The 13,298-nt window shown below is 71.7% G+C and carries 10 protein-coding genes; 4 read left to right on the top strand and 6 right to left on the bottom strand.

The annotated features are described in order from the left end of the window. Positions 1-25: 25 nt before the first annotated feature. On the bottom strand, positions 26-2,539 hold the full coding sequence (locus ACFYWQ_RS15535; RefSeq protein WP_389516625.1) for a DEAD/DEAH box helicase: 2,514 nt from the start codon (positions 2,537-2,539) through the stop codon (positions 26-28). A gap of 145 nt (positions 2,540-2,684) precedes the next feature. Here ACFYWQ_RS15535 and ACFYWQ_RS15530 point away from each other — a divergent pair, with 145 nt between their 5' ends. Then, positions 2,685-3,479, top strand: coding sequence for a metal-dependent hydrolase (locus ACFYWQ_RS15530; RefSeq protein ID WP_389516623.1), 795 nt, complete (start codon positions 2,685-2,687; stop codon positions 3,477-3,479). Between the two features lie 143 nt (positions 3,480-3,622). Here ACFYWQ_RS15530 and ACFYWQ_RS15525 read toward each other — a convergent pair whose 3' ends face one another. The 4 genes from ACFYWQ_RS15525 to ACFYWQ_RS15510 all read right to left on the bottom strand — a co-directional run bounded on the left by ACFYWQ_RS15525 (position 3,623) and on the right by ACFYWQ_RS15510 (position 8,753). Beyond that, on the bottom strand, positions 3,623-4,093 hold the full coding sequence (locus tag ACFYWQ_RS15525) for a DUF5709 domain-containing protein (protein ID WP_389516621.1): 471 nt from the start codon (positions 4,091-4,093) through the stop codon (positions 3,623-3,625). Between the two features lie 373 nt (positions 4,094-4,466). Next, complete coding sequence (locus ACFYWQ_RS15520; protein WP_389516619.1) at positions 4,467-6,284, bottom strand: ABC transporter ATP-binding protein; 1,818 nt, start codon at positions 6,282-6,284, stop codon at positions 4,467-4,469. Further along, positions 6,281-8,083, bottom strand: coding sequence for an ABC transporter transmembrane domain-containing protein (locus tag ACFYWQ_RS15515; RefSeq protein ID WP_389516617.1), 1,803 nt, complete (start codon positions 8,081-8,083; stop codon positions 6,281-6,283). Before ACFYWQ_RS15515 ends, ACFYWQ_RS15520 begins: the two co-directional genes overlap by 4 nt. 220 nt (positions 8,084-8,303) lie before the next feature. After that, positions 8,304-8,753 carry a MarR family winged helix-turn-helix transcriptional regulator gene (locus ACFYWQ_RS15510; protein WP_389516615.1) on the bottom strand — a complete coding sequence of 150 codons (450 nt, stop codon included), beginning with the start codon at positions 8,751-8,753 and terminating at the stop codon, positions 8,304-8,306. Positions 8,754-8,847: 94 nt separating this feature from the next. On the opposite strand from ACFYWQ_RS15510, the gene ACFYWQ_RS15505 reads away from it, so the two are divergent. Together ACFYWQ_RS15505 and mltG are read left to right on the top strand one after the other, a co-directional pair. Then, positions 8,848-10,650, top strand: a complete 1,803-nt coding sequence (locus tag ACFYWQ_RS15505; protein WP_389516612.1) for an ABC transporter ATP-binding protein — start codon at positions 8,848-8,850, stop codon at positions 10,648-10,650. A 53-nt stretch (positions 10,651-10,703) separates the two neighbouring features. Beyond that, the gene (mltG, locus tag ACFYWQ_RS15500; RefSeq protein ID WP_389516610.1) at positions 10,704-11,561 is read left to right on the top strand and encodes an endolytic transglycosylase MltG; all 858 of its coding nucleotides are present in this window, start codon (positions 10,704-10,706) and stop codon (positions 11,559-11,561) included. Between the two features lie 60 nt (positions 11,562-11,621). On the opposite strand, the gene ACFYWQ_RS15495 is transcribed toward mltG, so the two are convergent. Beyond that, on the bottom strand, positions 11,622-12,698 hold the full coding sequence (locus ACFYWQ_RS15495) for an NAD(P)-binding domain-containing protein (protein WP_389517420.1): 1,077 nt from the start codon (positions 12,696-12,698) through the stop codon (positions 11,622-11,624). 146 nt (positions 12,699-12,844) lie between these two features. On the opposite strand from ACFYWQ_RS15495, the gene ACFYWQ_RS15490 reads away from it, so the two are divergent. After that, entirely contained in the window at positions 12,845-13,267 is a 423-nt protein-coding gene (locus ACFYWQ_RS15490) for a secondary thiamine-phosphate synthase enzyme YjbQ (protein WP_389516608.1), read from the top strand. The last annotated feature ends 31 nt before the right edge of the window (positions 13,268-13,298 follow it).

Here is a 13,298-nt window from a genome sequence, read left to right as displayed (position 1 = left end):
CCTGCTTCTCTGCCTCGGCCCGTACTCACAACTGGCCGACGTCGGTGACGCGGACGACCGCGCGACCCTCCGCGTCGGAGGCCGTGAGGTCCACCTCGGCGCTGATGCCCCAGTCGTGGTCACCGTTGGGGTCGTCGAAGATCTGGCGGACGCGCCACAGCGCGTTCTGCGGCTCCTGCTCGATGACCAGCAACTTGGGGCCACGGGCGTCCGGACCCGTACCGAGGTCGTCGTACTCGTCCCAGTACTTGTCCATCGCCTCGCCCCACGCGTCGGCGTCCCAGCCGGACTCGGCGTCCATCTCGCCCAGTTCGTCGACCTGGTCGAGCGCGGCGAGCTCCACACGGCGGAACATCGCGTTGCGGACGAGGACGCGGAAGGCGCGCGCGTTGGTGGTGACCGGCTTGACCTCGTCGGCCTTCTCCTGCGCCTCCTCGGCGGTCATCTCCTCCGGGTTGGCGAGCTGCTCCCACTCGTCCAGCAGACTGGAGTCGACCTGGCGCACCATCTCGCCCAGCCACTCGATCAGATCCTGCAGGTCCTCGGACTTGAGGTCGTCCGGAACCGTGTGGTCGAGCGTCTTGTAGGCGCCGGCCAGGTACCGCAGCACGATGCCCTCGGTGCGGGCCAGCTCGTAGTGGGACACCAGCTCGGTGAAGGACATGGCCCGCTCGTACATGTCCCGGATCACCGATTTCGGCGACAGCGGATGGTCTCCGACCCACGGGTGGCTCTTGCGGTACGTGTTGTACGCGTGGAAGAGCAGCTCCTCCAGGGGCTTGGGGTAGCTGATGTCCTGGAGGCGCTCCATGCGCTCCTCGTACTCGACACCGTCCGCCTTCATCGCGGCGACCGCCTCGCCGCGCGCCTTGTTCTGCTGGGCGGCGAGGATCTGGCGCGGATCGTCGAGGGTGGACTCCACGACCGAGACCATGTCGAGCGCGTAGGACGGCGACTCCGGGTCGAGCAGCTCGAACGCGGCCAGTGCGAAGGTGGACAGCGGCTGGTTGAGCGCGAAGTCCTGCTGGAGGTCCACGGTGAGGCGGACGATCCGGCCCTCGGCGTCCGGCTGGTCGAGCTTCTCCACGATCCCGCCGTCCAGCAGCGAACGGTAGATCGCGATCGCGCGCCGGATGTGCCGCAGCTGCTGCCTGCGCGGCTCGTGGTTGTCCTCGAGCAGGTGCCGCATCGCGTCGAAGGCGTTTCCGGGGCGCGCGATCACGGACAGCAGCATCGTGTGCGTCACCCGGAAGCGGGACGTCAGCGGCTCCGGCTCGGACTCGATGAGCTTGTCGAAGGTGTTCTCCGTCCAGCCGACGAAGCCCTCCGGCGCCTTCTTGCGCACCACCTTGCGGCGCTTCTTCGGGTCGTCACCGGCCTTGGCGAGCGCCTTCTCGTTCTCGATGACGTGCTCCGGCGCCTGCGCCACCACGAAACCCGCCGTGTCGAAGCCGGCCCGTCCGGCCCGGCCCGCGATCTGGTGGAACTCCCGCGCCCGCAGCGTGCGCACACGGTTGCCGTCGTACTTGGTCAGCGCCGTGAACAGCACCGTCCTGATGGGCACGTTGACACCGACGCCGAGCGTGTCCGTACCGCAGATGACCTTCAGCAGACCGGCCTGGGCGAGCTTCTCCACCAGACGCCGGTACTTGGGCAGCATGCCGGCGTGGTGGACACCGATGCCGTGCCGCACGTACCGCGACAGGTTCCGGCCGAACTTCGTCGTGAAGCGGAAGTTGCCGATCAGCTCGGCGATCTGCTCCTTCTCCTCCCGCGAGCACATGTTGATGCTCATCAGGGCCTGCGCCCGCTCCACCGCCTGCGCCTGGGTGAAGTGCACGATGTAGACGGGAGCCTGCTTGGTCTCCAGCAGATCGGTGAGCGTCTCCGTGAGCGGTGTGTACTGGTACGCGTAGGACAGCGGTACGGGCCGGGTCGCCGAACGGACCACCGCGGTGGGGCGGCCGGTGCGCCGGGTGAGGTCCTTCTCGAAGAAGGAGACGTCGCCGAGCGTGGCCGACATGAGGACGAACTGCGCCTGGGGAAGTTCCAGGAGGGGGATCTGCCAGGCCCAGCCGCGGTCGCCCTCCGCGTAGAAGTGGAACTCGTCCATGACGACCTGGCCGACGTCCGCGGCCTTGCCGTCGCGCAGGGCGATCGACGCCAGCACCTCGGCGGTGCAGCAGATGACCGGGGCGTCGGCGTTGACGGAGGCGTCGCCGGTCAGCATGCCGACGTTCTCCGTGCCGAAGAGCTTGCACAGCTCGAAGAACTTCTCCGACACCAGCGCCTTGATCGGCGCCGTGTAGAAGGTGACCTCGTCCCGGGCGAGGGCCGCGAAGTGCGCACCCGCCGCGATCATGCTCTTGCCGGAGCCGGTGGGCGTCGACACGATCACGTTCGCGCCGGAGACCGCCTCTATCAGCGCCTCCTCCTGGTGCGGGTAGAGCGTGAGACCGCGCTCCTGGGCCCAGGACTCGAAGGCGTCGTAGAGGGCGTCGGGATCTGCGGTCGGCGGCAGCTGATCGATGAGGGTCACGACTCCATCTTGCCTGCCCCGGAGCCCCAGGGGGGAATCGGATGCCCGGCCGAAGATCACGACCGCTACGCTGGGGCGCCGACGGAGCGTCATCGCACCCGGTCAACTGGACAGCGGCGAACGAGGAACAGGGCGGGCAACGGCCATGATGGGACCAGCACATTCACTGTCGGGCGCCGCCGCCTGGCTCGGAGTCGGTGCCGCGGCCGCCGCGGCCGGGCACACGATGCCGTGGCCGGTGCTGCTGGCGGGTGCGCTGATATGTGCGGGTGCCGCGCTCGCCCCGGACCTCGACCACAAGGCGGCCACGATCTCCCGGGCCTTCGGCCCCGTCTCGCGCTGGCTGTGCGAGATCGTCGACAAGCTCTCCTACGCCGTCTACAAGGCCACGAAGAAGCAGGGCGACCCGCGCCGCTCCGGGGGACACCGGACGCTCACGCACACCTGGCTGTGGGCGGTCATGATCGGCGCGGGTGCCTCGGTGCTGGCGATCACCGGTGGCCGCTGGGCCGTCCTGGCGATCCTCTTCGTGCACATGGTGCTGGCGATCGAGGGTCTGCTGTGGCGGGCGGCCCGCGGTTCCAGCAGCGACGTGCTGGTGTGGCTGCTGGCGGCGACGAGCGCCTGGATCCTCGCCGGGATACTGGACAAGCCCGGCAACGGCGCGGGCTGGCTGTTCACGGACCCCGGCCAGGAGTACCTGTGGCTGGGGCTGCCGATCCTGCTGGGGGCCCTGGTGCACGACATCGGGGACGCGCTGACCGTCTCCGGCTGCCCGGTCCTGTGGCCCATCCCGATCGGGCGCAAGCGCTGGTACCCCCTGGGACCGCCCAAGGCCATGCGGTTCCGGGCGGGCAGTTGGGTCGAACTGAAGGTGCTGATGCCGGTCTTCATGGTCCTCGGAGGCGTGGGCGGCGCGGTCGCTCTCAACGTCATCTGAATCCCGGCGTGGGCCGAGGCGGCTCAGCTCTCCGTGCCCTCTCCACGGCGGCACTCGCAGCGGGCGACGGCCCTCCGTGCGGGCCCTGCTCGCTGTGCTCCCCGTGCGGTGAGGGCGGGTGGGACGGACCGGGGACGGCCGGGTCAGCCGGGCAGGGAGTCCTCGTCGACGATGTGCATCGCGGCCTCCTCGGCGGAGGCGGCCGCTCCGTCGATGCCCACATCGGTGGCGACCAGGGCGCTCTCCTCGTCCTCGTGGGCCCCCTCGTCCGGTGCCACCAGCCGGCCGGAGCGGACGGAGCCCACCTCGTTGTCCAGGAGTTCCCCGTCGGTGCCGTCGGTGTCTCCGAGACCGTCGCCGTCGGGGGCGGCGAGGTCGGGCAGTTCCTCCGCGAGCCGCTGGTCGAGGGTCTCGCCCTGCCGGCGCTCCGCGGCCGTCACGCCGGTGTGCTCCACGGCCCACGGCCTCTCCGGCGGCGACCAGCCCCGGTCCAGCGGGTCGTCGACACCGTCGTCCACGAGCGTGTCCTCCGCGTCGAGCAGGCCCGCGTCGTCCTGGACCTCGGACGCGTCGGGCTGGTAGACGTCGTCCCCCCATCCTTCGGCGCTGTTCACGGGTTCCTCCAGGGGATGACGGGCCCGTCCTCACCACGGTCGGCGATGGAACACCGCCGCTCGGGGCGCGGGCCGGGGGCGGCAGAGCATGGACGGATCAGGACGTTCTCGGACGGACCGGCCCGCTGCCGTCCACACGGCTGCCGCTCTCCAGCGTTCCACCCCGCTTCGGGGGCGCGCAACGGCAGCCGGGGAGGGCGGCCACGGGCCGGGGTGCCGGGCGCGGCCCGGCCGCCGCGCGCCGAACGCCTTCCGAAGCCCGCTCCGCCTCGGGCCCGGGACGGGTGCGCCGACCCTGGCCCCACCCCGCCCCGTCCTCCGCTACCACCGTTCCTTCCGTACCGCCCGGACGGCGCATCCGGTGCCACGGTCCTCACCCGTGCCAGGACCGCCACAGGGCCGCGTAGGCGCCGTCCGCCGTGACCAGCTCCGTGTGGCTGCCCAGCTCGCTGATCCGGCCGTTCTCGACGACGGCGATGACGTCGGCGTCGTGGGCGGTGTGCAGGCGGTGGGCGATGGCGATGACGGTACGGCCGTCCAGGACGCGGGCCAGGGACCGCTCCAGGTGACGGGCGGCACGCGGGTCGAGCAGCGAGGTCGCCTCGTCGAGGACCAGCGTGTGCGGGTCGGCCAGCACGAGCCGGGCCAGCGCGATCTGCTGGGCCTGCGCCGGGGTGAGCGCGACCCCGCCCGAGCCGACCTCGGTGTCCAGACCGTCGTCCAGCGCCCGCGCCCAGCTCTCCGCGTCGACCGAGGCCAGCGCGGACCACAGTTCGGCGTCCTCGGCCCCCTGCGGGGTGTCCTCGCCGGGGTGCAGCCGGGCGTGGGGGAGCGCGAGGCGGAGGTTGTCGCGCAGCGAACCGACGAAGACGTGGTGCTCCTGGTTGACCAGCGCCACGTGCGAGCGGATGCGTTCGGCGGTCATCCGGGACAGTTCGGTCCTGCCCAGGGTGACCCGGCCCTCGCGTGGCGCGTAGATGCCGGCGAGCAGCCGGCCCAGTGTGGACTTGCCGGCGCCGGAGGGGCCGACCAGGGCCAGTCGGGTGCCGGGGGCGACTTCCAGCGACACCTGGCGCAGCACGTCGACGCCCTCGCGGTAACCGAAGTGCACCCGGTCGGCGAGCACGTCCCGTCCGCCCGGCTCCAGCGAGGCGTCCCCGGCGTCCGGCTCGATGTCGCGCACGCCGACGAGCCGGGCCAGCGACACCTGCGCCACCTGCAGCTCGTCGTACCAGCGAAGGATCAGGTTCACGGGGTCGACGAGCATCTGGGCGAGGAGCGCGCCCGTCGTCAGCTCGCCGACCCCGATCCAGCCCTGCAGGACGAAGGCCCCGCCCAGCATGAGGACCGAGCCCAGGACGGTGACGTGCACAAGGTTGATGACGGGGAAGAGCACCGAGCGCAGCCAGAGCGTGTACCGCTCCCAGGCCGTCCACTGCTGGATCCGCAGGTCCGACAGCCCGACACGGCGCTCACCGAGGCGGTGGGCCTCCACGGTGCGCCCGGCGTCCACGGTCTCGGCCAGGGCGGCGGCGACGGCGGCGTACCCGGCGGCCTCCGAGCGGTAGCCGGCCGGCGCCCGCCGGAAGTACCAGCGGCAGCCGGCCACCAGCAGCGGCACCGCGACGAGCACGGCGGGCGCCAGGGGCGGTGCCGTGACGACGAGCCCGCCCAGCAGCAGCACCGCCCACATCACGCCGATGGTCAGCTGTGGCACGGCCTCGCGCATGGCATTGGCCAGGCGGTCCACGTCCGTGGTGATGCGGGACAGCAGGTCGCCCGTCCCGGCCCGCTCCAGCACGCCCGGCGGCAGCCGGACCGACCGGACGAGGAAGTCCTCGCGCAGGTCGGCCAGCATCCGCTCGCCGAGCATCGCGCCGCGCAGCCGCACCTGCCGGACGAACGCGGCCTGGACGACCAGGGCGACCAGGAACAGCGTGGCGGTCAGCTCCAGACGCAGGTCCCGTGCCCCGTCCGACAGCCGTTCCACGAGGTCGCCCAGGAGCCATGGTCCGATCATCGAGGCGATGGTGGCGATCGTGTTGACGGCGACGAGGACCAGGAAGGCGCGCCGGTGCCGGCGGAACAGGTCCCCCACGTAGGCCCGTACGGTGGCGGGGGCGCCGACCGGCAGTGTGGTGGCCGCGGTCGGTGCCGCCGGGTCGTACGCCGGGGGCGCCACGCCGATCATGCGGTCTCCTCGATCTCTTGCAGCTCGTTCTTCTCGAATGCCGTGAGCACATCGCTCAGAGCGGCTTCCTCGTCGGTCTCCCGGGTCACCACGGCGCGGTAGCGCGGTTCGGTGTGCAGCAGCTCGCGGTGCACACCGACCGCGGCGGCCCGGCCCTCGTGCACGAGGACGACCTGATCGGCCCGGTCCAGCAGCAGCGGGGAGGAAGTGAACAGCACGGTGGTGCGCCCGGCGCGCAGTCCTCGCAGGCCCTCGGCGATCCGCGCCTCGGTGTGCGAGTCGACGGCGGAGGTGGGTTCGTCCAGGACGAGGACCTCCGGGTCGGTGAACAGTGACCGGGCCAGGGCCAGCCGCTGGCGCTGGCCGCCGGACAGCGACCGGCCGCGTTCGGTGATCCGCGCGTCCATCGGGTCCTCGGCGTCCAGCGACCCCTGGACGAGCGCTTCCAGCACGTCCCCGCACTGGGCGGCCGCCAGCGCCGCCGCCGTGTCGACGTCACCCGAGGCGGGCACGTCGAACAGGTCGCGCAGCGAACCGGACAGCAGCACCGGGTCCTTGTCCTGGACGAGGACGGCGGTGCGGGCGCAGTCGAGCGGCAGTTCGTCGAGCGGAACCCCGCCGAGCAGCACCGACGGACCGTCCTGTGTGGCGTGTCCGCCCAGGCGTTCCGCCAGCCGTCCGGCGGCGTCCGGGTCGCCGCACACCACCGCGGTGAGGCGGGCGGCCGGCGCGAGCAGCCCCGTGGCCGGGTCGTACAGGTCGCCGGAGGGGAGGTCCGGCGGGCGGGTTCCGGCAGCTTCCGTGGCGCGTTCCAGGGACAGGACGCGGGCGGCACGTCTGGCCGACGGGCGGGAGAAGGAGTACGCCATCGCGATCTCCTCGAAGTGCCTGAGGGGATACGTCAGGACCGTGACGGAGCTGTAGACGGTGACCAGTTCCCCGACGGAGATCCGGCCCTCGCGGGCCAGGCGGACGCCGTGGAAGACGACCGCGATCAGCAGCAGTCCCGGCAGCATCACCTGGATGGCGCTGATCAGGGACCACATGCGGGCGCTGCGCACGGCCGCGTGCCGGACCTCCTGGGAGGCGTGGCGGTAGCGGTCGAGGAACAGCTCCTCGCCGCCGATGCCGCGCAGCACCCGCAGGCCGGCCACCGTGTCGGAGGCCAGTTCGGTGGCGCGTCCGGCTTTCTCGCGCTGGAAGTCGGCCCGGCGGGTCGCGCGGGGCAGCAGGGGCAGCACCGCGACGGCGAGGACGGGCAGGCCCACCGCGACCACCAGACCCAGGGCGGGTTGATAGACCACGAGGCCGACGCAGACCAGCACGACCGTGAGGGCCGCGGCGGTGAACCGCGACACGGCCTCCACGAACCAGCCGATCTTCTCGACGTCACCCGTGGACACGGACACCACCTCGCCGGCGGCGACCCGTCGGCTCAGCACGGAGCCCAACCGCGAGGTCTTGCGGGCGAGGAGCTGCTGGACGCGGGCGGCCGCGGTAATCCAGTTGGTGACGGCGGCGCGGTGCAGGAAGGTGTCTCCGACAGCGGTGGCGACACCGGCCAGCGCCATCAGCCCGCCGGCGAGGGCGAGCCGCGAACCGGAGCGGTCGACGACTGCCTCGACGGCGAACCCGACACAGAACGGCAGCGTCGAGACGGCCACGAAGTGCAGCAGTCCCCAGGCCAGTGACTTGAGTTGACCGCCCGACTGATTGCGGCCGAGCCACCACAGGAAGCGGGGCCCGGAGCGTACGTCCGGCACACCCGGGTCGGGGTACGGAAGGTCTTGGATCTGCATGACGTCCCAGTGGCTCGTGTCAGGAGGGGAGGGGGAACGCGCTCCAGGGGAGTGCCCGCGAGAGCGGCGGCAGCAAACCGTGCAAGGTTCCCGTCGGAGGCTGGTCGGAATCAACCGGTTTTCCGCGGCACCGCATGGATCCGGTCGGCCCGCACGGACATGCGTCCCGCATCTCGGGCCGCGCCGCCGACGGGCGCTCCCCTCTGCCCTCCGCGCCCGCTCAACAGCGGGGAGCCGCGGTCCCGTCGATGAGCGTGTCCAGCAACTTCCCGAGCACCGCCCGCTCCACGTCCGTCAGCGGTGCGAGCATCTCCCGCGCCGCCGACTGGCGGGCCCGGCGCAGCTCGCCGAGCGTCTCGCGGCCCGCGTCCGTCAGCTCGATCCGTATCACCCGTCGGTTCGTGGGGTCCGGTACTCGGCGCACCTTCCCGCTCGCCTCCAGCCCGTCGACGAGCGTGGTCACCGCGCGTGGCACGACCTCGAGGCGCTCGGCCAGGTCCGCCATGCGCGGTGGCTCGCTGAAGTGGGCGAGGGTGCGCAGCAGGCGGGACTGCGCCGGGGTGACACCCATGTCGGAGTGCTCCAGGTGGCGCTTCTGGATGCGGTGCACCCGGCGGGTGAGCCGCAGCAGCTGCTCGGCGAGCAGGCCGTCGGGATCGGGGGTGGTCATGCGGGAACAATATCAGGACGCCGTTCATTGTGAATATAGGTAACAATGAGCTACGCTCCACGAGTTCCTCCCGCTCGACCTCCCGAAGGAGCCCATGCACCCCGACACGCCAGATTCCTGGACCCCGCCCACCGGCGCCGAGCAACAGCCGCGTCAGGTGCGCCGCATCCTGAAACTCTTCCGCCCCTATCGCGGCCGGCTCGCAGTCGTCGGACTGCTGGTCGCCGCCTCCTCGCTGGTCTCGGTGGCCACGCCCTTCCTGCTCAAGGAGACGCTCGACGTCGCTCTCCCCCAGGGGCGTACGGGCCTGCTGAGCCTGCTCGCCCTCGGCATGATCCTCAGCGCCGTCCTCGCCGGGGTCTTCGGTGTCCTCCAGACCCTGATCTCCACGACGGTCGGCCAGCGTGTCATGCACGACCTGCGCACCGCCGTCTACGGCCGGCTCCAGCGCATGTCGCTCGCGTTCTTCACGCGTACGCGGACCGGTGAGGTGCAGTCGCGCATCGCCAACGACATCGGAGGCATGCAGGCGACCGTCACCTCCACCGCCACCTCCCTGGTCTCCAACTTCACCAGCGTCGTCGCCACGATCGTGGCCATGGTCGCCCTCGACTGGCGGCTGACCGTCGTGTCCCTGCTCCTGCTGCCGGTCTTCGTGTGGATCAGCCGCCGCGTCGGGAACGAACGCCGGAAGATCACCACCCAGCGCCAGAAGCAGATGGCCGCCATGGCCGCCACCGTCACCGAGTCCCTGTCCGTCAGCGGCATCCTGCTCGGCCGCACGATGGGCCGCGCCGACTCCCTCACGCAGTCCTTCGCCGGAGAGTCCGAGCGCCTCGTCGACCTCGAGGTGCGGTCGAACATGGCCGGCCGCTGGCGCATGGCCGTGATCGGGATCGTCATGTCCGCCATGCCGGCCTTCATCTACTGGACCGCGGGACTGGCCCTCCAACTCGGCGGCCCGGACGTCTCCCTCGGCACCATCGTCGCCTTCGTCTCGCTCCAGCAGGGACTGTTCCGCCCGGCGGTCAGCCTCCTGTCGACGGGCGTGCAGATCCAGACCTCGCTCGCCCTCTTCCAGCGCATCTTCGAGTACCTCGACCTCCCCGTCGACATCACCGAACGCGCGAACCCGCTCCACCTCGACAACGTCCGGGGCGAGGTCCGCTTCGAGGACGTCACGTTCCGGTACGACGGCAAGGGCGGACCGGTCCTCGACGGCATCGACGTCACCGTGCCGGCGGGCGGAAGCCTCGCGATCGTCGGCCCGACCGGCGCCGGCAAGTCCACGCTGGGGTACCTGGTCCCCCGTCTGTACGACGTGACGGGCGGCCGGGTCACCCTCGACGGCGTCGACGTCCGCGACCTGGACTTCGACACCCTGGCGCGCGCGGTCGGCGTCGTCTCCCAGGAGACGTACCTCTTCCATGCCTCGGTCGCGGAGAACCTGCGCTTCGCCAAGCCGGACGCCACCGACGAGGAGTTGTACGCCGCGGCGCGGGCGGCCCAGATCCACGACCACATCGCCGCCCTGCCCGACGGGTACGACACGGTCGTCGGCGAGCGCGGCCACCGCTTCTCCGGTGGGGAGAAGCAGCGCCTGGCCATCGCCCGCACCATCCTGCGGGACCCGCCCGTCCTCATCCTCGACGAGGCGACCAGCGCCCTGGACACCCGCACCGAGCGCGCTGTCCAGGAGGCCATCGACGCGCTCTCGGCGAACCGCACCACGCTCACCATCGCGCACCGGCTGTCCACCGTCCGCGGCGCCGACCAGATCGTGGTCCTCGACGCCGGCCGGGTGGCCGAACGGGGGACGCACGAGCAACTGCTGGCGCGGGACGGGCGGTACGCGGCCCTGGTGCGGCGGGACGCCCGGCTGGAGCCGACAAGATGAAGATACGCCAGGTTATGCCGATTTCCTGACGATATGCGGGTTACCGTGCCCGCATGCAGATGAACACTCCGCCACGGAGCACGATTCGACTGACGCGCCGGGGCCGTCTCGCCCTCATCGCGACCGGAGCCGTCGTGGCCGGCACCGCCGTGGCGGTGCCGCTGCTGATTCCGGACAGCCACGAGGAGAAGAGACCGACCTCCCTGGTGATCCCGGAGGGCTGGCGGGCGAACCAGATCTACTCGGCCGTCGACAAGGCCCTCGCCCTGCCCGCCGGCACCACCAGGAAGACCGTGCCCACGGCCAACCTGAGGCTCCCGGTCGACGCCGAGGGCAACCCGGAGGGCTACCTCTTCCCGGCGACGTATCCGCTGGACAGGAAGCCGACGCCGCAAGGGCTGCTGACGCGGATGGTCGACGCGGCGAACGCGAAGTTCAACGGAGCGCCGATCGCCGCCGGAGCCCAGCGCAACGCGATGAACGTGTACCAGGCGGTGACCATCGCCAGCATCGTCCAGGCCGAGGCCGCCACCAAGGCGGACATGGGCAAGGTGGCCCGGGTCGTCTTCAACCGCCTGGAGCGCGGTATGCCCTTGCAGATGGACTCCACCGTCAACTACGCGCTGAACCGCTTCTCGGTGAACACGACGGAGCGGGACACCCGCATCGAGAGCCCCTACAACTCCTACCAGCGCATGGGTCTGCCCCCGACGCCGATCGACAGCCCGGGCGGGGACGCGATGCGCGCCGCGATCAACCCGGTCCCGGGCGACTGGCTGTATTTCGTCACGGTCAAGCCGGGCGACACGCGTTTCACGTCGGACTACGCGGAACACCAGCGCAACGTCGCCGAGTTCAACAGACACCGGCAGAGCGCACAGGTCTCGACGAGCCCGTCGAAGTCCCGGTGACGACGCGCTCCGGCGACCCGGCGGTCCCGGGAGCGGGCGTCGAGGAAAGCGGGACGGACGTCAGGCGGCGGCCGGCTCCTGCGAGCGTCCGGCGAGCAGCCGTCCGATGTCGCGTACCGCGGCACGACCGGCCCGGTTGGCGCCGATCGTGCTCGCCGACGGACCGTAGCCGACGAGGTGGACCCGAGGGTCGGCGACCGCGCGCGTGCCCTCGACCCGGATCCCGCCGCCCGGCTCGCGCAGCCGCAACGGCGCCAGGTGATCGATGGCGGGCCGGAAGCCGGTCGCCCAGAGGATGACGTCCGCGGCCACCCGCCGCCCGTCGCGCCACTCCGCGCCGTCCGGGGTGATCCGGTCGAACATGGGCAGCCGGTCGAGCACTCCGTCCGCCAGCCCCCGCCGGATCGCGTCGTTCAGCGGCAGCCCGGTCACGGAGACGACGCTCCGCGGCGGCAGCCCCTGGCGCACGCGTTCCTCCACGAGCGCGACCGCGGCACGGCCGGCGTTCTCGTCGAAGGGTCCCTCGCGGAAGACGGGCGGGCGCCGTGTCACCCAGGTGGTGGCGGCCGCGAACGGGGCGATCTCCAGCAGATGCTGCGTACCGGACGCCCCGCCGCCCACCACGACCACCCGCTGCCCGGCGAACGCCTCCGGGCCCGGATACCGCGCGGTGTGCAGCTGACGTCCGCGGAACGTCTCCTGGCCGGGGTAGCGCGGCCAGAACGGCCCGTCCCAGGTGCCGGTCGCGTTGATCAGCGCCCTCGTCGCCCAGGGGCCGTCGGAGGTCTCCACGAGCAGCCGCCCGCCGTCCCCCTCACGTACGGACCGTACGTCCACCGGGCGCCGTACGCGCAGGTCGAAGGCGCGCTCGTAGCGGTCGAAGTACGCCGAGATCACCTCGGACGACGGCCGCTGCGGATCCGCGCCCGTCAGCTCGATACCGGGCAGCGCGTGCATCCCGTGCACCTTGCCGTACGTCAGTGAGGGCCACCGGAACTGCCAGGCACCGCCCGGGCCGGGCGAGTGGTCCAGCACCACGAAGTCGCGCTCCGGCGCGAATCCGGTACGCCGTAGGTGATAGGCGCCGGCCAGCCCCGCCTGGCCGGCGCCTATCACCACCACCTGGACCTCACGCATGTCGTTCACGCTTCTACCAACAGTGCCGGGGCGGCGGATCTTCCAGCGGAACAGCGGAACAGCGGAACAGCGGAAACAACGGGACAACGGGACAGCGGGGGCGGTCGCCGGGGTGTGGGGACCGGTGCGTGGGTCAGGATGGGAGCATGTCAGACGCGTTCACCACCCGAGTACTGCACATCGCCTCCGGCTCCCGGGAGCGGGTCGTCGACCTCACCCGTGACTGCGAGGCCTTCCTCCAGGACGCCGCCGCCGGCCGCGACGGCCTGCTGAACGTCTTCGTCCCGCACGCCACGGCCGGCATCGCGATCATCGAGACCGGCGCCGGCAGCGACGACGACCTGCTCGCCGCGCTGCACAGCCTGCTCCCCGCCGACGACCGCTGGCAGCACCGCCACGGCAGCCCCGGCCACGGCCGCGACCACGTCCTGCCGGCCTTCGTCCCGCCGCACGCGACCCTGCCGGTCGTGGGCGGGCGGCTGGAACTCGGCACATGGCAGTCGGTGTGTCTGGTGGACACCAACAAGGACAACCCCGAGCGCAAGGTGCGGCTGAGCTTCCTGAGCTGATCAAGGTCGCTCGGCGTCGCCCCGGACCCGC

It is taken from the genome of Streptomyces sp. NPDC003247 (genome assembly GCF_042888135.1).
GTDB lineage: Bacteria > Actinomycetota > Actinomycetes > Streptomycetales > Streptomycetaceae > Streptomyces.
Note: the sequence above shows the minus strand (reverse complement) of the source record. Positions and strands in the feature narration are given on the sequence as shown.